Below are 20822 nucleotides of genomic sequence, written 5' to 3'. Positions count from 1 at the left end.
TGATGTCATTCCAGTGCTCCTTTTTTTGTCATCCCAGTGTCAGCTACTTGGATGACAGGGGAGGGAGGTGCTACCCTGACAATCGTCATCCCGCTACGTGTTAGCGGGATCTAGAGATACCGCGAATGAATCGCGGTATGACGGTCTGCGGCGGTATGACGTAGGGCTGCACTAGCTATATCATGCATTTTATTAACCGACACTATAAACAACATCCTTACAATTATGAGATTGAACCACAACTTGCTCAAGCGTTAAGCTGCTGCGTTTAGCGTCTTTACCGTGGTTTTCCCCAAGAACATTTGTTCTTTCGTGTTTTATTTCTTCAATGAATTTCTTGTTAACGCTTTCAGGGTCAATCTTTTCCTGCGAATATATAAGATTAGTGCAATTTGTTTTTCTATAATAATGTATGCCAAAACCCACAATGAGTAATGCAAGTATACCAGAACCTATAAGTAATGATAATCCTATGTTATTAGTCAAAGGGTTTTGGTAAAATTTTTGTACACCATTAACACCATGTGTTGCAAGTAGCCCTAGAGGAAACGCTATATTTGCAGCAACTACACCAGTAAATAATGCAGTAAATATTGGTCTGTCGTTAATTACTGATTTTATTTTATTAGTTCTAGTAATTACTTTTTCGTCAATGTTAGTGAAGCCTTGTTTAGCTTCCCAAGCATTAAGTACAAAATTTGAATGAGTGCCATTGCTATATTCCAGTCTTACAGATTTTATAGCTTTATCTTTTGGCTGGTGCTCCAACACCTCAGCTAAAATTTTATCCGCATCTTTTTTTTGAATGGAATGTTCTTCAGTATCTATAAATTGCCTTGTTGCAAAAAATATTGGACCAATTGCAAGCAATGCAGCAAGTGCGATAACTGGTATAGTGATATATTTTGGGCTGTTTGTAAAAAATGCAATAAATTTTGCTTTATCTTGTAAATATAATAAAGCTGCAGATATACTGAGTATAATAGCACTTGCACCAAAAATTATAAAACCCTTCTGCTGCATGGCATACTTTGCTCTTGGCAAGAATCTGTTTGTTTTTTTATTTGTTGTGCTACCTATATCAGAATTTAGTGACAAAGACTCTTCAGAGTCATCTTTGCTTTTATACGATGGTAAAGTATTTGAAGACGCACCTAAATCATCTTTTGAGTTTTGACCACCTATTCCACTGTCTAAACTCTTTTTCGAAGATTTTGCATTTGGGTCTATAGCTGCATAAATATGTTCTTCTGATCCATTACCAGATAATCCTCCTAAACCTAAACTTGCTGTTTGTGATACCCAATCATGAGTCTCACCTTTTGTTTCTTCTAGGGAAGGAGGTAGTACTTCAGTACTAAGACCAAACAAATTTTTGTCTTCTTTGTCTTGTAAACCTGGAGCTTTTGGCAAAATCGGTGGTGCTCCATCACCATCTTTTTGTCGATTTACAGATGCATAAGTAGGATCCACTTCCTCATCATCTGATTCTTCATGTGACATTCCCTGCACACGTGGTACTACATTCAGTACACTTGAGATAGCATTTCCTGCTTCTTCAGGCGATGGTGGATCTTTTAGTGTTATCTTGCTATTGTCACCTGTTTGTTCGTAAGAAGTTAATTTTACTGTTGATTTTTCGACTGACCCATGCATATTCACTCCAAAGTTAATTACTATGCTGCATTGATTACGCTATAGTTATTAAGATGTAGTAAATACCAATTTACAGATAATGTATCTGTTTAGCAGAGTGGCAAAATAAGGTAGACGAGAAAAGACAACTATAGGAACAAATGGGTGTCATCCCAGTGCCCAGACACTGGGATCCAGAAAATTTGATTGTGTACTATACAACATTTTTGATCAAAAGCTGGATTCCAGTGTCAAGCACTGGAATGACATCACAGGGGCACTGGAATTTTTGTTTCAATATTTGTACATTAGCCATGTATCTGAACAGATACATTATTAGTATAGAAATTGTCTATCAAAGATTCTTTCATTCAGAGGGTAATCTTTGTCAAAAAGCAAAGTGATTGTGTTCTCATGGTCTTTTTGTATTTTTATCTGTGATATATCATGAAATTCTTTGTAATCTGATACTACAAGTGCTGGACGGTTTTTTGTGTCGTTAATGTCAATTTGTACGATTGTATCGTTTGATATTAACGCTCCATTCCAATGCCTTGGGTAATAGCTATTGATAGAGGTTAATGCAAGTAAATTTGAATTTAGCGGCAAGATTGGGCCACCGGCAGAGAAGTTATATGCAGTGCTACCTGTGGGAGTAGATAATATTACTCCGTCCCCTCTAAATTTTTCTACTTTTAGCTTATCATTAATAGTGATATTCATTTCTACTATTTGGTTTGCTTTTCTAAAAACATATACCTCGTTTACCGCTATGTAGTGATACCTCTTGCCACTTGTGTCTGTTGCTTCCATTTTTAGCAAAGTTAACTGAGTTGAAGTTGCATGTTCTATATGATCAATTAAATCTTCACTGCGGCTAAAGCATTTATTCATCAAAAACCCAACATTGCCGGTATTTACCCCATACACATGCATGTTTTTATTTTCTATAACGTAATTATGCAAGGTGCGTAGCATAAAGCCATCACCGCCAACAACTATCAATAGATCGATTTCGGACTTATTTTCTTCTGTTATATTGATAAAATTAAGTTTCTTTAATAGTTTAGATACTTCCTGCGATTTTGGTGATGGAGAAGCAACATAGCCTATATTTTTGTATTTATGCATGCTTCAGTAAACTCTCTAAAACTTAAAGAGGAGGAGAATTAGAAAATGCTTCCATATTTATCGTTAAACTTAGCTAATTTGCTAGTTTTACTTGCTAACCCGCTTGTCAAACTTCCAGTCCATGCAGGGTGAGTAAGAGGATCTCTATCAAGTTTTACCCTATCTCCCTCCTTTCCATAAGTGGAACGAGTTTCAAACTCTTGACCGTCTGTCATAACTATAATAATTTTATGATAATTCATTGTTGTTTATAAACTTTTAGTCAGTTAACATTCTAGTGAACTTAATTCACTAAGTCAATCATTATTCTAAAATATTGACAAAAAATAAATAAAATGTTATACTTAATAAGGAATAAGTAATAATTATCATGATTTTCGCTTTCCCTGGTCAGGGCTCTCAGTTTGTAGGAATGGGCAGGAGCTTATATAGTGAGTTTTCTGTTGCAAGACAAGTATTTAATGAAGTAGATAGCATATTGGATGGAAAGCTGTCTCATTTAATCTTCAACGGTCCTATTGAAGAATTAACCATTACAGAAAACGCTCAGCCAGCTATAATGGCAGTATCAATTGCAATGCTACGTGTTATGGAGCATGTGTTTGGCAAATCTCTTTTCACTGATCACAATGTTAAATATGTTTGTGGGCATTCAGTTGGCGAATATACAGCGCTGTGTGCTGCAGGAGCGTTAACGCTTGAGTCTGCAATCAAGCTGCTGAAAGTTCGCAGCGAAGCAATGCATGAAGCTTCACTGAAATGTAAAGGCGGAATGGTTGCGTTGCTTGGAGCAGAGATAAATGAAGTGGAAGATATATTGAAATCAGTTCAAATTGACGGAATTTGTGAAATTGCAAACGATAACAGTGGCGGACAAGTGGTTATAAGTGGCACTAGAGAAGCTCTTGAAATGTTACCCGATTTATTCAAAAACTCGAGTGTGAGGAAACTAATTAAATTACAGGTTAGTGGGCCTTTTCATTCATCTCTTATGAAACCTGCTGATGAAAAAGTTTTGGAGTTTTTGAAGGGTATTAAAATAACCCGTCCTATAGTTCCTTTGATATCAAATGTTACAGCTAAAGAGGAGAGTGATCCCAAAGTTATAAAAACTTTACTCGCCAAGCAAGTTGTAAGCAGAGTGAAATGGAGAGAAATGGTTTTGTATATGTCAAGCCGTGGCATTAACAAATTTGTTGAAATTGGCCCTAATAAAGTTTTATCTAATTTGGTCAAAAGAATTGACCAATCTATCAGTACAAAAAATATAGATAGTATTGGTGATATTGACAGCTTCTTTAATGAATCATTAGTACTAACAGCGAAAAATTTAAAAGTTGGATTAAGTTAAAACACATCTATTTGATGTCATTCCGGTGCATAACGCTGCCTAGCTGGAATGACAGAGGGTAATGCAAGAAATCAACGAACTGCCTGTCATTTCGTTTGGTTTTTTAATTCCAAGTAGCTGTAAAATAGTAGGGGCAATGTCAGATAACCTTCCGTCTCTTAGTTTTAGATTATCGCAAGACACAATAAATGGCACTTTATTTAGAGTGTGTGCTGTGTGAGGTGTATTATTTTCTTCATCGAACATACATTCCACATTACCGTGGTCTGCAGTGACAATTAATGCGGTGTTGCTTGACTTTTTAACAGCACTCAGCACTTTCGCAAGACAATCATCTACAGCTAGCACAGCTTTCTCGGCTGCTTTTATATTACCTGTATGCCCTACCATATCAGGATTAGCGTAATTTACAACTATCAGTGCGAATTCTTGGGAGTGAATTTTTTCTACAAGCTTTTCTGTGAGCTCGAAGGCTGACATTTCGGGCTGCAAATCGTAAGTTTGAACTTTTGGTGAGGGAATGAGTATTCTTTCTTCACCAGAGAAAGGTTCTTCTTTTCCACAATTGAAAAAGAAAGTCACATGAGCGTATTTCTCGGTTTCGGCGATACGTAATTGTTGCAATTTATTGTCTGCTATTGTTTGTCCTAGAGTATCAGCGAAAGAAGTAGGAGGAAAAATATGAGGAATTTTGAGATCTTCTTTATATTTCATCATGCTTAGAATTGAAGAGAGTTTTGCTACCTCAATATAGTCTGTTTTGCCTAGCAAAATACTTGCTAATTGTATCATTCGATCAGCACGAAAGTTAGCCAACAGCACTCCATCTTCTGGTTTTATACCTTGATAGTCACCTATTACTGCAGGCCTGACAAACTCATCAGTTATGTTATTTTGATAATTTTCATCAATCAACGATACTGCATTATCATGACGAGGTGCCTTTGCAAATGCGATAGCCTCATAAGCTTCAATTGTTCTCTCCCACCTGTTATCACGGTCCATAGCATAGTAACGCCCAGAAACAGTAGCAATTCTTATGTCATTTCCCTTTATACTCTTTATAAATTCTTGAATGCATTTTTTTCCTGAATTTGGCAATGTGTCTCTGCCATCTAAAAATGCATGTATCACCACTTTGATTCCATGCTGTGATATTTTATTTGCTAAAGTTGAAATATGCTTTTGATGCGAATGAACACCGCCATCTGACACCAATCCCACTAGATGGCATATACCATTCTTACTTTTTAGATCATTAATAAAACTTTGTAGATTTACATTGTTTTCTATTGTTCCAATCTCTTGATTAATGCGCTGAAGGCTTTGCATTACTACTCTACCACTGCCAATATTCATGTGGCCAACTTCTGAGTTACCTATCTGACCACCAGGTAACCCAACATCAGTTCCACAGGCGGATAAACTGCATTTTGGATAATTAGAGCTAATGTATTGCCAACAAGGTGGATTTGCGTTGCTAATAGCGTTGTATTTATTATTCTCTATTCCATTTCCCCAGCCATCTAGTATACATAAAACCACTGATTTAATGTTCATATAAAATCAACACTAGAATTTCACAGAGAAACGCTCCCCGGGCCGGATTCGAACCAGCGACCAATTGGTTAACAGCCAACTGCTCTACCACTGAGCTACCGAGGAATAAACCGTTTTTAATTTACCATGTTGAACGTTGGTTGTAAACGTTTTTTGTGTAGACTTTAAGTCCAACTGGTCACAGAAACGAAAAAACTTACTTGACAAACTCCGCCAGCCCCCTTATTGTAGTATTAAGAGTATTTCTGACTCAAAACTTGTTTTTGATCCGCGCGGGTTCAATAACAAAAATTCAGTAAAAAACTTGGAGTATCTATTGGCGGATTACATAAAATTATAGCGGCTGCATGTCTTTTTAATTTTTTCTACATTCAGCCAAATCGCGCTTATTTTAAGCGTTAGCACATTATTACAGCGCCAATTTAAAGTATTAGAGGGTCAAAACTCGCACCACGGGGCTTCTTTGCCTTTTTTTTTATTTGGTAAATTTTTTAACGTTTGTGGCTAAGCGACAGCCGTCATCCCGCTGCTTGTTAGCGGCTGAGATACCGCGAATGAATCGCGGTATGACGGTTCGCAGAGGCATGACGGTTCGTGGCAGCACGATAAGCTCGTCATCCCGCTGCTTGTTAGCGGGATCTCTTGTTAGCGCCGCGGCGGTATATTTGTCATCCCGCTAGCGGGATCTATGTTGAGAGATACCGCGGCGGTATGACGGTTTGTGGCGGTATGACGATAAGACACAAAGCCTAATGGAAAAAACTGCGAACGCCAGTGAAAAACATAGCAATTTTATTTTCATTTGCAGCTTTTATCACATCTTGATCTTTTAGCGAGCCACCGGGCTGAATTATAGCTGTAATTCCATGTTTTGTGCTTTCTACTATGCTATCTGGAAATGGGAAAAATGCATCTGAAGCAAGCACCGCACCTTTACATTTTTCACCTGCTTTTTTCACTGCAATGTTCACACTATCTATTCTGCTTGTTTGCCCTGCGCCGATGCCAATAGCACAACCATCTTTTGCTATAACTATTGCGTTGGATTTCACATGCTTACATATTTTCCAGGCAAAAATAAGATCTTTTTTTTCTTTGTCTGTTGCAGTGCATTCTGTTACTTGTTCTGCTTTTATTGTGTGGTCATTATTTTCTTGCACCAAAAACCCACCAACAACATTTTTAGTTTGGTATTTCACATTTTGTTGAAAAGATTTATGAATAATCACTCTTAAATTTTTCTTTCTTTGTAAAATTTTTAGTGCCTCATTGTTTACCGATGGTGCTATCACTACTTCTAAAAATATCTCGTTTAATTTTTCCGCTAGCTTTAAATCTATCTCCCGGTTTAAGGCAACTATACCACCAAAACTGCTTACTTCATCGCACGATAGAGCTTTTTCATATGCCTCCAAAGCATTATTACCAATAGCAGCGCCACATGGGTTATTATGCTTGATTATCACTGCTGCAGGTTCTTCGAATTCAGAAGTTATGTTAAGTGCGGATTCTATATCTACTATATTATTATAACTCAACTCTTTTCCATGTAGTTTTTCCAACGGATATTCTGTAAATTGATTACTATAAAATGCAGCTTTTTGATGGGGATTTTCACCATACCTGAGTTCTTGTACTTTATGCCCGTATAGAGCAAAAAACTCTGGTAACTCATTATTTTTACTCTGGGATAAAAACCAACTGTGAATATTAGAATCGTAGTGTGCAGTGAGAGCAAATGCTTTGGTTGCTAAGTGTTTTCTATATTCCAATGTTGTTTTATTGTTATTTTCTATCATCTCAGCTTTCAGTGCTTCATAGTCTTGAATGCTAGAAATAACTGAAGTAAAACGAAAGTTTTTTGCTGCAGCTCTAATTAATGCCACTCCGCCGATATCAATTTGTTCTATAATTTGCTCTTCATGTGAGCTGCTACTTACTGTCTCCCAAAATGGGTATAGGTTAGTTATAAGCAGGTCTATTGGCTCAATTTCTAGATCTTGCACTTCCTTTTTGTGCTTTTCTCGATCATAAAGTATTCCTCCATGAATTTTAGGGTGTAAAGTTTTTACTCTACCACCCAGTATCTCTGGAAATTGCGTATAATCTGATACTTCTTGCGTTTTTATTCCGGCATCAGATAGTGCTTTATAAGTATTTCCTGTTGAAAGAATTTCTATTTGTTGCTGCATTAAAAACGATGCAAGATCAATTATATTCGTTTTATCATATACCGATATTAAAGCTCTTTTGATTTTCATTTTTGTACAGAAAATTTTATAAGATTATATCTAAGAAAAGGAAATTTAGCTATTACATTTCTACACTAATTTAAAGCAGTCTATTCTATAAATTTTTTTACCATGCTTGATTTCAAGCCACGAATAAAATCTTCAATACTGCAAGGATTTCTCCCTTCCATTTGTACAACTTTAGGAATTAAAGTGCCACCTTTTAAACTTATGTGCATATTATCGTTAACAATCTTACCTTGTTCTGAAGCGAGAGCTTCAAAGTCAGCATCAAGTATCCTGATACGTTTATTTTCTATCTTAATGAATGCTTTTGGGTAAAACGCTTTAACCTTTCTATAAGCAACTTCACAGGCATCACTTGCATAAATTTTATAGTCTTCCACTTTGTTAGCGTAACATGCATCGTTATCGTTCTGTTTTAAGAGAAGCTGTTTTTCAATTTCGTTTAGCACTTCCAGCAGTAAATCACTGCCTAATTCAGACAATTTATCATGCAATGTCTTGTAATTATCGTTCTTTTCGATAAGAAATTTTTCCTGTTTTAAAATAGGGCCGGAATCTAATCCTTCATCCAGTTGCATAATGCTAACCCCGGTTTCTTGATCTCCTGCTAAAATTGTGTGCTGTATCGGGGCTGCACCACGCCACCTTGGTAGTAATGAAGGATGAATATTAATACAACCATATTTTGGAATATTCAAAATTTCTCTTGGAAGTATCAATCCATACGCAGCTACAACTGCAACGTCTGGTTTGAAATTTCTAAATTTTTCTTGCTCTGCCGAAAACTTTAGAGAGATAGGAGTACATACCTCTATGTTACTTTCTTCAGCGATAACATGTACTGGAGATTTCGTTGGCTTCTGTCCACGCCCTGAAGGTTTTGGAGCCTTGGTGTATACTGCTACTATTTTATTCTGTGATTTCAATAGTAAGTTTAGCGTACTAACAGCGAATTCTGGTGACCCCATGAAAATAATTCTCATGGTGTCTTTGCTTTAAGAATTCTCTGCTAATTTACCACTTACAGCTTCTACTAATTTGGCAAAATCATCCTTATAATTAACGGCCATCTCAGCAAGAATCTTTCTATTTAAATCAATGCCGGCAAGTGTAAGACCATGCATAAACCTACCATAAGTAAGCCCATGCTCTCTTACTGCTGCATTAATACGTATTATCCATAAACCACGAAAATCACGTTTACGATTTCTTCTGTCTCTATAAGCATATTGCAGTGCTTTTTCAACTCTTTGTAATGCAATTCTATAACAACTTTTTGCGCGCCCTCTATAACCCTTTGCCAGTTTCAATATTTTTTTATGACGAGCGTGAGTAGTGACTCCACGTTTTACCCGAGCCATTTTATTTTACCTCCATTTTATTAAATACCATAAGGCATATAAAGCTTAACTATACGCGAGTCAGATTTACCAAGAATCGTTGTACCGCGCTGATTACGAATATTAGATTTACTTCTCTTTACCATGCCATGCCTTTTGCCTGACTGAGTAGAAATGACTTTACCCTTAGCTGTAAGGTGAAAGCGCTTTTTGACAGAGGATTTGGTTTTTAATTTTATTTTCTTCATATTCTAAACAAATTTACAAGCACTACTATTGAGTTCTTTAATAGTAATTAAGTAGTAGTATAAATAATTTTATTAAAGAATCAAATTAAAATTGTATATTAAAGGAGTTTAAAAGTAATTACGCCCAATATATGTGTTATACCTTCTTTATTCCCAAGTGGCAACAATACTTGCCTCATTTTAACACTTTCACTTTCTTCCTCTTCGTTGATTGGACATTTACTCTCTATTACAGTATCAAGTTTATCAATGACTGCATCTATTTTATATAGTCGCAAAAATGGTGCATCAATTGCATACTTATTATCAATACGCGTCTTGTTCTCAAAACCATAGAATTCAACAGCCTTTTCTCCTGCATTTTCGCAAATATAACCTTGATCTTTGACTTCAATGATAAAACAATGCTGCCATGACTCCATTATTTCTGCAGTGTCTATTTCATGCCTTTCTGGCCAATCTCTGTCTGATCCTTTTATGTCATTCCAGTGTTGAGTCACCACATTTGCTATTCTTTTTTCTTTGCCTACATAAATTTCCATTCCAATTTCCACATATAAAACACAGATATGAGGTAAATTTATCGTGAATATATTGATTTTTTCTTACCACAAGGTGCATGTCACTAGAAGTTCTGAGATCTAGAGAGTGGTATTGATTTTATTTCCATTACAACTTATTATTTATAGATAACCTCAATAAAAACGATGAAGCTAAACGAAATCAGAGAAAGATTTATAAAATTTTTTGTAAATAATGACCACGAGCAGGTTTCTTCTTCTCCTTTGATTCCAGAACATGACCCAACGCTCATGTTCACAAATGCTGGTATGGTGCAGTTTAAAAATATTTTTACTGGTGCTCAAAAAACTGAAATGAAACGTGCTGTCTCAAGTCAAAAGTGCCTAAGAGCAGGCGGTAAACACAATGATCTGGAAAATGTTGGCTATACAACTCGGCATCACACATTTTTTGAAATGCTCGGAAATTTTAGCTTCGGTGATTACTTTAAGGAAACTGCGATAGAATTTGCGTGGGAATTTATCACTAAAGAGTTATCTCTTGATAAAAACAGACTATCCATAACCGTCTACCATACTGATGATGAGGCGTACGAGATTTGGCGTAAGATAAGTGGCTTTTCAAGTGATAAAATCATAAGAATTACAACGGATGATAACTTTTGGAGTATGGGAAGCACTGGTCCGTGCGGTCCATGTTCTGAAATTTTTTATGACCATGGGAGTCCTAATTTACAAGAGGGCGATAGAATTGTTGAAATCTGGAATCTGGTATTCATGGAGTTTAACAAAGATGAAGAAGGTAATTTACACAAATTGCCAAAAAAATGCATCGATACTGGAATGGGTCTTGAAAGAATAGCGGCTGTTATGCAAAACGTCCATGATAACTATGATATTGATTTATTTTCTGCTTTGATAAATAAATCTCAAGAGTATTGTGGAAGAACAGAAAATAAAATAGCGCATAAGATCGTAGCAGATCATCTTCGCGCGGCTGCATTTCTCATCGCAGAAGGAGTGCTTCCTGGAAATGAGGGCAGGAATTACGTATTACGCAGATTAATTAGGAGAGCCACACGTTATATTCACCTGCTTGGATATAATGATTCCCTACTCCATCGTATTTTTCCAGTGTTGATAGATAGCACGAGTTCGGCTTATATGGGAGCTGAATTAGTCAGAGCTAAAAGCTTAATAGAAACGACGTTAAAATCAGAGGAAGAAAACTTTAAAGACACTTTGATGAAAGGCATTAGTCTATTGGAAAAATTCACTGCAGATTTAAAACCAGGTGACACTCTGCCTGGAGAATTAGCGTTTAAGCTATATGATACTTATGGATTTCCTTTGGATATTACACTTGATATTTTAAAAGAGAAAAAAATAAATTTTGACCAGAAGGGTTTTGATGATGCAATGGGAGAACAAAAAGAGAGAGCACGTGCTAAATGGGCTGGATCTGGTGAAAAATCTGTTGAGCAAGTATGGTTTGATTTGATCGATAAATTTGGCAAAACAAAATTTGTTGGTTATGAGTTCAATGAAGTAAATGATGCGAAAATACTAGCTATAGTTTCCTCTAAAAATGAAGTAATTGATTCTGCAAAGGAGGGAGAAAAGATAACCATTATACTTGATAAAACACCTTTTTATGGCGAGTCAGGTGGACAGGTGGGAGATACTGGCAGTCTGATCAAATCTGATAGAAGTATTATTATAGTCGAGAATACCAATAAGGTTAATGACCTATATTTGCACAGATGCATAGTTAAGTTCGGTTCAATTTGTAAAGGTAACACAGTTGCAGCAAGCATTGACAAGGAAAGAAGGCAAACCTTAAGAAGAAATCATTCAGCTACACACCTTTTGCACTTTGTATTGAGAAAAATCTTGGGTGACCATGTCACTCAAAAAGGTTCCCTAGTTGCACCGGATAAGTTACGATTTGACTTTAGTCATAACACTCAAGTTACTCAGGATCAGCTATTCTTAGTAGAAGATATGGTAAACTCTCTAATCAGAGAAAACCTTTCTACGTCTACAAAAATTCAGAGCATGAATCAGGCAATAGACGAAGGAGCTATGGCGTTATTCGGTGAAAAATATGGCAACCAAGTAAGAGTAGTGAAGATTGGAGATTCAAGAGAACTGTGTGGTGGCACGCACGTTGAACATACTGGAGAAATTGGTTTATTTAAGATAGTAACAGAAAGTTCTGTTGCTTTTGGAGTGAGAAGAATTGAAGCTTTAACTGGTCAGGAAGCAATCAATTATGTACGTGATAATGAAATTAACTTAAAAAAAGTTGCAGAATTCGTAAAAGCACCAGCAAGTGAAATAATAAACCGATTAAATATTTTAAATCAAGAGCGCAAAGAATCTGAAGCTAAAATAAAAAATTTATATAAAAAACTTATAAGCGCAGAGAGCATAAAAAGCACTGAAATAAATGGAATAAATTTTGTAAGTCATGCTTTTACCAATATTCCAGCGAATATAATAAGAGAGTTTGTTTTGCAGCAACAAAAACCAAAAACGATAATAGCTTTCACGGCAACAGAAAAAGATAAAACAGTCTTGATTATTAAAGTAAGTAAAGACTTAGCTAATAAAATTAGTGCAAAAGAACTAGTATCAATAGCAGTTGAAAAAAATTGTGGTGGGAACGCTGAACTTGCACAAACAGGCTGTGATAGCAATAAAATAGATGATGCCATTACAGCCATTTGTAGCAAAATAGCAGCTTCTAAGCACTCTACGTCATACCACCACGAACCGTCATACCGCCGCGGCGCTAACAAGCAGCGGGATACTTAACCATCGTCTACACCGTCATACCGCGATTCATTCGCGGTATCTCTTAGCCGCTAACAAGAGATCCCGCTAACAAGCAGCGGGATGACGAATTACTATGCCGCCGCGAACCGTCATACCGTTGCAAACCGTCATACCGCAATTCATTCGCGGTATCTCTTAGCATAGATCCCGCTAACAGGTAGCGGGATGACGGTTGTCAGGCTAGCTGTCATCCAAGTAGCTCGACTACTTGGATCCAGGAAAAAGAATGGTGTCATGAAAGTAGCTGACACTGATTCCTTTATGATGGTGTCATCCCAGTGCCCAGACACTGGGATCCAGGAAACTTAATTGCAAGTAATGCATTGGATTTGGTGAGTATGGGTTTTGCGTTATAGAATGAAGCACTTTTGGTGAATTTATAAAGAAAGCTGGATCCCAGTGTCAAGCACTGGGATGACAAGGTATAAACCTTATCGTCATGCCGCCGCGAACCGTCATACCGCGATTCATTCGCGGTATCTCAGCCGCTAACAAGTAGCGGGATGACGGTTGTCGTTTAGCCATAAACATTAAGAAATTTACCAAATGAAAAAAAAGGCAAAAGAAGCCCTGGGGTTATTATCCGCTTTAAAATATTGGCGTTTTTTATGTTTTAAACGCTTGACAAGCGAGATTCAGCCGCTTTTAATTGCAACTAACTTACGCTGCAAATGTTTAAGAAATTTACCAAGCAGAAAAAAAGACAAAGAATCCCCGAGTTAGCTAGTCTTTTACTATCTCTGTCGAGTATTGGCATTTTTTGATGTCTTGTAACGCTTTATAAGCGCGTTCAGCTTATTTAGATAAAAATCTAGATGTAGATGAAGTTTTGTAAAGACATACAGTATCTATATACTGCAAAAAATTGAACATAAGACGCCGATACATTAAGTAATCCTTACCTTTTAATCTGCAGATTGGCGAAAGCAAATACAATAGCTTCAGTTTCATGATAAGGGGGCTAGCGGAGTTTGTCAAGGAATTCTTATTAAAACTAAAGAGCTCAAATGAAAGGAGGTAAACTCTAAAGTATACATTTAGTAGCGCTTTCTATGAGAGAAATCGTATTACCTATTCCGTAAAGCTTTATGAAAGATCCCATTCTTGGACCGGTTTTTTGGCCAAGTAACGTTTCATATAATAGCTGAAACCAGTCACGTAAGTTGGTGTAATCATATTTTTTTCCAATAGAAAATACCTGAGATTGAATTTCTTCAGCAGTAGCAGTTGTAGATAGAGAATGTAAAGTGTCCTTCAAATCTAGTAACGCTGCTTTTTCTTTTTCATTTGGAGTTTTATATGATTTTGTTGGCTTGATAAAATCGTGATAATACTTTACTGCGAAGTCTGAAAGTCTATCAAGCATTTTATTATTTTCTGGTGTAACGTTTGGTGCATAAGAGGATATAAAACCCCATAGGATCTCTTTGTTTTCAGCATTACAAGCTGCTGCTAGGTTTAAAAGTAGTGAGAAATTTATGCCTGAAGTTTCTATACTGGGAACATTGCCCTGGTGAATGTGCCAAGCAGGATTATTTATATCCTTTTCTTTGTTCTCATGATAACGCTTTACAAATTCTAAATATTCATCAGTTGATTTTGGTATCACATCAAAATATAAACGTTTAGCTTTTTTAGGACTCTGAAAAATGTACAATGCTAAGCTCTCTGTTGGTGCGTAAGTTAGCCACTCTTCAATTGAAATGCCATTTCCTTTTGATTTTGATATTTTCTTTCCTTCTTTATCAAGGAAAAGCTCGTAGCAAAACAGAAGTGGTGGCTTTTCTCCAAGTATTTCACATATTTGACTTGAAAGCACAGCAGATGGAGTTAAATCTTTTCCGTGAGCTTCGTAATTTACTCCAAATGCGGCCCACCTCATTCCCCAATCAGGTTTCCATTGCAGTTTACATTTTCCTTTTGTCACTGGAACTTCTATTTTTTCCCCGTTTGGGTCTTCATATGTGATTGTTCCTTTCTCTGTATTTGTTTCAATTACTGGAACTTGTAAAACTTGAGAAGTTTTTGGGCATATTGGCAAGAATGGACTATAAGTCTGCTGTCTTTCTTCCCGAAATGATGGAAGCATTACGTCCATCACTTTATCATAATTTTTCAGTAAGAGTAAAAGTTTTTCATCGTAAACGCCAGATTTATAACACTCTGTTGCACTCCTGAACTCGTATTCAAATTCAAACATATCAAGAAATTTACACAACAATGAATTCATATGATGACCATAACTCTGATGAGTGCCAAATGGATCAGGTATCATAGTCAATGGTTTATTTAAGTGCTCTCTTAGCATCTCTTGATTTGGCACATTATCTGGTATTTTTCGCAAACCATCCATATCATCTGAAACTGCAATGATTTTGGTTTTTATACCAGGAGCTATTTTTTTTAATGCATTTACAATAACTGTAGTGCGGAAAACCTCTCCAAAGGTTCCTATGTGGGGTAAACCAGAGGGTCCATAACCAGTTTCAAATATTATTTCTTTTTTATTAGGAAACTCTTGCAATATTTTTTCTGCTTCTTGAAATGGCCAACTTGTCATTATCGGGATTAAATAATGTATCTTAACTTAAAGTGCTACTAGTTTCAATGGATTTTTAATATAATGATATAGTATTAGTGTTAGAGCTATTATTAGAAGGTTAAAGATATGTCCACAGGTAGTATACAAACAGATCAATTATTTAAAGGTCTTACAAGACCTGCAATGCTCTTTGGTGTGAGTTATATGTTTGCAATATTAAACGTCCTGATTTGCATGCTAATTTTCATTAATTCAAATGATTTAAGAGTGATTCTCTTAATGTTACCAGGTATACATGGACTTGGTTATATAGCTTCTGCAAAAGAACCGTTGTTTATTGAATTATTTATGGTAAAATTGGGAAAGTGCTCGAAATGTTTAAATCGTTTTTACCATGGAGCCAATTCTTATGATATTGCTTAACGTTGTGTGATGCTGAGGTTTAGGGCTATTCAATCAAAGAATAAATCTACTCTGAACAGGGAAGTTCACGCTGCTGAATTTATTCCTTATTCTTGCTATTGGAATAGCACAACCTTGATGACAAAAGAAAATTGGTTGGTTAAGGTTATAAAATTAAGTGGTTTTGCATTTGAAACTGCCGATGACGAGGATTTAGTCATACAGAACAACATCAGGAATCAGATGCTAAGAAGCATTTCATCTCCGGCATTTAGTTTGTATTTTCATACTATCAGACGTAAGAAAAATATTTTTTCTGATGAATTTGCAAGTCAAGGTTTGCCGAATTTTTTCGCTAATCACGTAAATCTAAAATGGAGAGAAAAACACGCAACAAGGCAATCATTTATTAATGACCTATACATTACGATTATCCGTAGAGCGGACACAAAAGGAGTAGAATTTTTGTCACATCTACTAAAAAAATTCGGACATGTAACTTCAAAACATGCTTGGGAAAGTGATATACGTGCCACGTATGAAGATTTAGAGGAAACGACAAATCGTGTAGTGACAAGCCTTAGAAATTATTCGCCTAAAATTCTTGGAGTAAAAGAAACTCCAGATGGTTTGTTCTGCGAAATAATGGAGTTTCTATCTAGAATCGTAAATTGTGGCTTCGTTACAAATACGCTTTTTCCGCTAAGAACTGAAATATCAAGATACTTACCAGTACATAGGTTATTCTTTGGCCGTAAGATGATACAGGTTGTGACTCATAATGAGAGTAAATATGCTGGAATAATTAGTATCAAAGAATATGGAAATCATACTTCTGCAGGAATGCTTGATTCGTTTTTACAACTTCCTTACGAGTTTATAATTACGCAATCTTTTCAATTTATAAACAGGCAAATGGCGATTGGAAAAATGCAGATACAGCAAAATCGAATGATACAGTCTGCAGATAAAGCTATTTCTCAAATAGCAGAAATTTCTCAAGCGCTTGATGAAGCAATGAGTGGTAAGATTGCGTTTGGTCAACATCACCTGACTATTTTATGTATAGAAAAAAGTCCTAAATCATTGGATAACGCTCTGTCGTTGGTAGAATCAGAGCTTTCTAATTGCGGTGTTTACCCTATACGTGAGAGAGTTAACCTTGAACCAGCATTTTGGGCGCAAATTCCTGGTAATTTCGATTATATAGTGAGAAAAGCTACAATAAGTAGTCTTAATTTGGCTGGATTTGCATCTCAACATAATTATCCTACTGGTAATAAATTCAATAACCACTGGGGAGATGCCGTTACAGTTTTTGACACGACATCTGGTACTCCATTTTTTTTCAACTTTCATATAAGGGATGTTGGACACACTATGATAATTGGCCCAACTGGTGCTGGTAAAACTGTTTTAATGAATTTCCTGTGTGCCCAAGCGATGAAGTTTTCTCCAAGGATATTCTTTTTTGATAAAGATCGCGGTGCAGAGATTTTCTTAAGAGCACTTAGTGGTATCTATACTGTAATAGAACCAAGAACTAAAACAAATTTTAATCCTTTACAACTTGATGATACCTCTGATAATAGAACATTTTTAATGGAGTGGATAAAGTCTTTAATTTCGGTATATAATGATAAATTTACTTCAGAAGATATTGCACGAATTAATGATGCAATTGAAGGAAATTTTAAATTAAGAAAAGAAGACAGATTCTTGAGAAACCTCGTACCGTTTTTAGGGCTTGCAGGTCCTGATACTCTAGCTGGGGCAATATCTATGTGGCATGATAATGGTTCTCATGCTGCAATATTTGACAATAAAGAAGATTTGCTAGATTTTTCACGAGCAAGAGTATTTGGTTTTGAGATGGCTAGCTTGCTCAAAGATCCTGTTGCTCTTGGACCGGTCTTGATTTATTTATTTCATAGGATTAGTATATCTCTTGATGGCACTCCATCTATTATCGTTCTTGATGAGGCATGGGCGTTAATAGATAATCCAGTTTTTGCACCCAAGATAAAAGACTGGTTGAAGGTACTGAGAAAACTAAATGCTTTTGTGATTTTTGCTACTCAGAGTGTTGAGGATGCAAGTAAAAGTACTATTAGCGATACGCTTGTACAACAAACAGCGACACAGATTTTTTTACCAAATCTGAAAGCTACTAGTGTCTATCGGGATGTTTTTATGTTAACTGAACGTGAATATATATTAATTAAGCACACAGATCCGAGTACTAGATTCTTTTTGGTGAAACAAGGAGTCAATGCTGTAGTAGCTAGAATAGACTTAAAAGGCCTGGATGATATAATCAACGTATTATCCGGACGTGCAGAAAGTGTTCTATTGTTACACGATATATTAAATGAAGTTGGGGACAACCCAAAAGTATGGTTGCCTATATTTTATCAGAAGGTAAAAAATGTTTAAGACTAAGCTGTCATTGCTATTAATTGCGATATTTTTACTAAATATAGACTTTTTACTCTCATATCCAGTGCTTGCAGATGGAGTAAGTGGTACTGACAAGACAGAATTTGTTAGCAGATTTAATTCCACTGGCAGTTTTAGTCGTGCCTCTAATCCTGATTGTGGAGCGTTTAAAACAGCTGCAGCACTTGCTGGAATAGCGATTGCTGTTGGCGCAATATTTACTGGCATTGTTTTGATCGTTTCTTCTGCTGGTTTGTTTACCGCTCTTGTTATTGTTGGAATGATAGCTGCAATTGTTGGAGTCTGGAAAGCTATAGGAGGACTTGTTGTTTGTGAACATAGTTTTGTTAAACACCCAGTTGCACGTGACCATGATGGAAAATACAAAAATTTTAAATTAGAAGACACAGGTTATAGTGGCTGCACCAATGAAAATTACCAAACAGAAGAGGAATATTTTTCTTGTTTGCAAAATAAAGCTCGGGAAGACGTGAACAAAAAAGATTATGACGGGAAAAGAGCAGAAAAAGAAGCCTTAAATTCTAACGTTCAGGAGAGTACAGAGAGTTATTACTGGCCAAAAAATGGTGTGCAATACAGTGAATATATAGAAGTATGTCATCGAAACCCTTTAACTTTTGGTAATCTTTTTAATAAGGTAGACTTTAATTCCAGAGGAAAACCTGGATACATAGACTTTGATGTCAGGGAGAAAGACACTGGATACGTAGATGGGTCATGGTCCTCGAAGGTTGATGGTGGTCTGGAATGTAGAGTTCTCAAAGCAGGACAGAGCGAACCCATACATGGAGCTACATTCAAAGCAGTGAGAAAAACGGGCAGATTATGTGTGGAGTTAGCCAGTGTTAGCATGCTTGGTATCGAAATGACTCCTTGGCCGCAAGGGGTTGATATGGGGTGCACGGAATTGCCACCTGACCCACTTGCTCCTATGTGTGAAAAATCTGTGATGATATTCAAAGATAAAGATGGTACAGGAGAGGAAAAAGTTACTATTGGTAATAATGATGACTATAAAACTATTATCAGATCTAAAGAAAAAGGACTCAACGGACAAGGGGGGAAAATTTTTGTAGGTTATGATAATGCTGGCTGTTTTAGCTCGTATGTTTCTGAAGCTTGTTATAACCAGGCAGGGAGTAAATCATTAGCTCCTATTCCCGTAACTTCTATGATAGTGCAATGCATTAAGGAATCATTAGATAATTTAGTTGCAGGTAAAGGTGCACCAAATGGTGAGAGTTTTATATCTGTAGCACAGAAAAGGCTGAAAAACACTGTAACTGCTGTTTTAGTTTTAGCTTTAATACTGTTCTCTATAAAAGCCATGTCTGGTGGAGTTCAGAGGCCTCAAGAAATGTATATGTTGATCATAAAATTCGCTTTAGTGATTTACTTCACAACAGGCAGTACCATGTCTCATTATTATGGAGAATTAACTCGTCTCTCAAATGGTTTGTCAGAGATAGTGCTAAAAGCATCATCTGAAAGTAAAGGCATATGTAATTATAAAGCAGGTACAGATTATGAATATACTCGTGCAGGAAAGAGGGTATCTTACAGTTATCTTGCACCTTGGGATAGGCTTGATTGTAGAATTTTATTTTATTTAGGTGCCCCTTTAGATGGAATTGGTGGCAAAATTGGTACTGGAGGTGTTGCAACGTTAGCAGTCTTGCTTGGTGCTGCTCCTGTCTTATTAGTTGCAGGTTCGGTAATCGGTATTATTTTTGCTGGTGGACAAATTTTAGTAGCTCTTGTCTGTATATTTATGGCCGTTCTGATGATGATGGTTATTTTGTGGCTGTGCTATGTATTTATTTTATCTCTAGTTGCTTTAAGTGTAATCATCATTTTATCACCTTTGTTCATTCCTATGGTTTTATTCCAACACACCAAAGGATATTTTGAAGGCTGGGTGAAAGAGTTGATTACCTATAGCTTATACCCGGTTATCCTTTTTGCGTTTTTGTCCTTTATGTTCATAGCATGTGATAAAATCTATTTTAAAAATTTAAATTTTGAACTGGACGAGTCATATAAAAATGAACAACCGGACAAGTCATATGAAAAGAAACAAGCAGAAATCTCATATAGTAAGAAAAAACAGTGGTTTAAATTGAAAGATGGGGAATGTGATAAAAATGAAACTACTCTTGCATGTATGATGCAAAATTATAGCTTTAAAAAGAGCAGCATACTTGGTCTATTCGACTTTACATACATGGAGTTTGGCAGCTCTCTCATCGGAGAATTATTAAAATTGTGTTTAGTATTATTCCTCTTTTACCACTTTTTAAACATTCTTCCTGGCATGGCTGCTGAACTTGCTGGTAACCATAGAGCAGCACTTGGCTCAGGTCAGACACCTGGACAAATGGTGGGCAAAGCTTTATCTGCTGCCAAAGCTGCTGCTGGGGGTGTTGCTGGAGTTGCTGGTGCTGCTGCTAAGAAGTTGAGTGGTGGAGACAAGAGTAAATCTCGAGGTTCTGGTTCTAGTAGCTCCGAGAGTGTTAACAAAAGCACTGAATGA

The 20822-nt window shown here is 36.4% G+C and carries 16 protein-coding genes and 1 tRNA gene; 6 read left to right on the top strand and 11 right to left on the bottom strand.

Annotated features, from left to right (window positions below; all coding sequences use genetic code 11):
* Window positions 1-192: 192 nt before the first annotated feature.
* The 3 genes from AAGD59_RS06355 to rpmE form a co-directional block, all read right to left on the bottom strand.
* Window positions 193-1656 carry a hypothetical protein gene (locus tag AAGD59_RS06355; protein WP_015589260.1) on the bottom strand — a complete coding sequence of 488 codons (1464 nt, stop codon included), beginning with the start codon at window positions 1654-1656 and terminating at the stop codon, window positions 193-195.
* Window positions 1657-1971: 315 nt separating this feature from the next.
* The gene (locus AAGD59_RS06345; protein ID WP_141457245.1) at window positions 1972-2766 is read right to left on the bottom strand and encodes an NAD kinase; all 795 of its coding nucleotides are present in this window, start codon (window positions 2764-2766) and stop codon (window positions 1972-1974) included.
* Between the two features lie 38 nt (window positions 2767-2804).
* Entirely contained in the window at window positions 2805-3008 is a 204-nt protein-coding gene (rpmE, locus tag AAGD59_RS06340) for a 50S ribosomal protein L31 (RefSeq protein WP_007548602.1), read from the bottom strand.
* 128 nt (window positions 3009-3136) lie between these two features.
* Here rpmE and fabD point away from each other — a divergent pair, with 128 nt between their 5' ends.
* Window positions 3137-4117 carry an ACP S-malonyltransferase gene (gene fabD / locus AAGD59_RS06335; protein ID WP_265027884.1) on the top strand — a complete coding sequence of 327 codons (981 nt, stop codon included), beginning with the start codon at window positions 3137-3139 and terminating at the stop codon, window positions 4115-4117.
* Between the two features lie 39 nt (window positions 4118-4156).
* Here fabD and gpmI read toward each other — a convergent pair whose 3' ends face one another.
* The 7 genes from gpmI to AAGD59_RS06300 form a co-directional block, all read right to left on the bottom strand.
* Window positions 4157-5677 (bottom strand): 2,3-bisphosphoglycerate-independent phosphoglycerate mutase, encoded by a 1521-nt coding sequence (gpmI, locus tag AAGD59_RS06330; protein WP_015589257.1) that lies wholly within the window; start codon window positions 5675-5677, stop codon window positions 4157-4159.
* Between the two features lie 33 nt (window positions 5678-5710).
* A tRNA-Asn gene (locus AAGD59_RS06325) sits at window positions 5711-5782 on the bottom strand.
* Window positions 5783-6426: 644 nt separating this feature from the next.
* A complete protein-coding gene (gene purH, locus AAGD59_RS06320) occupies window positions 6427-7938 on the bottom strand; it encodes a bifunctional phosphoribosylaminoimidazolecarboxamide formyltransferase/IMP cyclohydrolase (RefSeq protein ID WP_341812919.1) in 1512 nt (503 codons plus the stop codon).
* Between the two features lie 80 nt (window positions 7939-8018).
* Window positions 8019-8918 carry a methionyl-tRNA formyltransferase gene (gene fmt, locus AAGD59_RS06315; RefSeq protein WP_015589255.1) on the bottom strand — a complete coding sequence of 300 codons (900 nt, stop codon included), beginning with the start codon at window positions 8916-8918 and terminating at the stop codon, window positions 8019-8021.
* A gap of 12 nt (window positions 8919-8930) precedes the next feature.
* Window positions 8931-9296 (bottom strand): 50S ribosomal protein L20, encoded by a 366-nt coding sequence (gene rplT / locus AAGD59_RS06310; protein ID WP_015589254.1) that lies wholly within the window; start codon window positions 9294-9296, stop codon window positions 8931-8933.
* A 20-nt stretch (window positions 9297-9316) separates the two neighbouring features.
* The gene (gene rpmI, locus AAGD59_RS06305; RefSeq protein ID WP_015589253.1) at window positions 9317-9523 is read right to left on the bottom strand and encodes a 50S ribosomal protein L35; all 207 of its coding nucleotides are present in this window, start codon (window positions 9521-9523) and stop codon (window positions 9317-9319) included.
* Window positions 9524-9621: 98 nt separating this feature from the next.
* The gene (locus AAGD59_RS06300) at window positions 9622-10065 is read right to left on the bottom strand and encodes a PAS domain-containing protein (protein ID WP_015589252.1); all 444 of its coding nucleotides are present in this window, start codon (window positions 10063-10065) and stop codon (window positions 9622-9624) included.
* Window positions 10066-10230: 165 nt separating this feature from the next.
* Here AAGD59_RS06300 and alaS point away from each other — a divergent pair, with 165 nt between their 5' ends.
* Window positions 10231-12864: an alanine--tRNA ligase gene (gene alaS / locus AAGD59_RS06295; RefSeq protein WP_141457239.1), complete on the top strand. Its 2634-nt coding sequence runs from the start codon at window positions 10231-10233 to the stop codon at window positions 12862-12864.
* 186 nt (window positions 12865-13050) lie between these two features.
* Window positions 13051-13194, top strand: coding sequence for a hypothetical protein (locus AAGD59_RS06290; protein WP_153801319.1), 144 nt, complete (start codon window positions 13051-13053; stop codon window positions 13192-13194).
* A 715-nt stretch (window positions 13195-13909) separates the two neighbouring features.
* Here AAGD59_RS06290 and AAGD59_RS06280 read toward each other — a convergent pair.
* Window positions 13910-15445 carry a lysine--tRNA ligase gene (locus AAGD59_RS06280; protein ID WP_015589250.1) on the bottom strand — a complete coding sequence of 512 codons (1536 nt, stop codon included), beginning with the start codon at window positions 15443-15445 and terminating at the stop codon, window positions 13910-13912.
* 108 nt (window positions 15446-15553) lie between these two features.
* On the opposite strand from AAGD59_RS06280, the gene AAGD59_RS06275 reads away from it, so the two are divergent.
* From AAGD59_RS06275 to AAGD59_RS06265, 3 genes are read left to right on the top strand one after another with little or no spacing between them, the layout of a single operon-like run.
* On the top strand, window positions 15554-15850 hold the full coding sequence (locus AAGD59_RS06275) for a type IV secretion system protein VirB3 (protein ID WP_007548615.1): 297 nt from the start codon (window positions 15554-15556) through the stop codon (window positions 15848-15850).
* Window positions 15851-15859: 9 nt separating this feature from the next.
* The gene (locus tag AAGD59_RS06270; protein ID WP_265028067.1) at window positions 15860-18265 is read left to right on the top strand and encodes a VirB4 family type IV secretion/conjugal transfer ATPase; all 2406 of its coding nucleotides are present in this window, start codon (window positions 15860-15862) and stop codon (window positions 18263-18265) included.
* Window positions 18258-20822, top strand: a complete 2565-nt coding sequence (locus AAGD59_RS06265) for a type IV secretion system protein (RefSeq protein WP_265027885.1) — start codon at window positions 18258-18260, stop codon at window positions 20820-20822. The genes AAGD59_RS06270 and AAGD59_RS06265 overlap by 8 nt, the downstream gene beginning before the upstream one ends.

Source organism: Wolbachia endosymbiont (group A) of Cephus spinipes (assembly GCF_964026895.1).
Lineage (GTDB): Bacteria > Pseudomonadota > Alphaproteobacteria > Rickettsiales > Anaplasmataceae > Wolbachia > Wolbachia pipientis.
Note: the sequence above shows the minus strand (reverse complement) of the source record. Positions and strands in the feature narration are given on the sequence as shown.

Bases quoted from the DNA above. Each gene is read 5' to 3' on its own strand.
- rpmE (WP_007548602.1), bottom strand. From the start codon at position 3,008: ATGAATTATCATAAAATTATTATAGTTATGACAGACGGTCAAGAGTTT.
- gpmI (WP_015589257.1), bottom strand. From the start codon at position 5,677: ATGAACATTAAATCAGTGGTTTTATGTATACTAGATGGCTGGGGAAAT.
- AAGD59_RS06275 (WP_007548615.1), top strand. From the start codon at position 15,554: ATGTCCACAGGTAGTATACAAACAGATCAATTATTTAAAGGTCTTACA.
- AAGD59_RS06355 (WP_015589260.1), bottom strand. From the start codon at position 1,656: ATGCATGGGTCAGTCGAAAAATCAACAGTAAAATTAACTTCTTACGAA.
- alaS (WP_141457239.1), top strand. From the start codon at position 10,231: ATGAAGCTAAACGAAATCAGAGAAAGATTTATAAAATTTTTTGTAAAT.
- AAGD59_RS06300 (WP_015589252.1), bottom strand. From the start codon at position 10,065: ATGGAAATTTATGTAGGCAAAGAAAAAAGAATAGCAAATGTGGTGACT.
- AAGD59_RS06265 (WP_265027885.1), top strand. From the start codon at position 18,258: ATGTTTAAGACTAAGCTGTCATTGCTATTAATTGCGATATTTTTACTA.
- fmt (WP_015589255.1), bottom strand. From the start codon at position 8,918: ATGAGAATTATTTTCATGGGGTCACCAGAATTCGCTGTTAGTACGCTA.
- rpmI (WP_015589253.1), bottom strand. From the start codon at position 9,523: ATGAAGAAAATAAAATTAAAAACCAAATCCTCTGTCAAAAAGCGCTTT.
- AAGD59_RS06290 (WP_153801319.1), top strand. From the start codon at position 13,051: ATGACGGTTGTCAGGCTAGCTGTCATCCAAGTAGCTCGACTACTTGGA.
- AAGD59_RS06270 (WP_265028067.1), top strand. From the start codon at position 15,860: ATGCTGAGGTTTAGGGCTATTCAATCAAAGAATAAATCTACTCTGAAC.
- rplT (WP_015589254.1), bottom strand. From the start codon at position 9,296: ATGGCTCGGGTAAAACGTGGAGTCACTACTCACGCTCGTCATAAAAAA.
- AAGD59_RS06280 (WP_015589250.1), bottom strand. From the start codon at position 15,445: ATGACAAGTTGGCCATTTCAAGAAGCAGAAAAAATATTGCAAGAGTTT.
- purH (WP_341812919.1), bottom strand. From the start codon at position 7,938: ATGAAAATCAAAAGAGCTTTAATATCGGTATATGATAAAACGAATATA.
- fabD (WP_265027884.1), top strand. From the start codon at position 3,137: ATGATTTTCGCTTTCCCTGGTCAGGGCTCTCAGTTTGTAGGAATGGGC.
- AAGD59_RS06345 (WP_141457245.1), bottom strand. From the start codon at position 2,766: ATGCATAAATACAAAAATATAGGCTATGTTGCTTCTCCATCACCAAAA.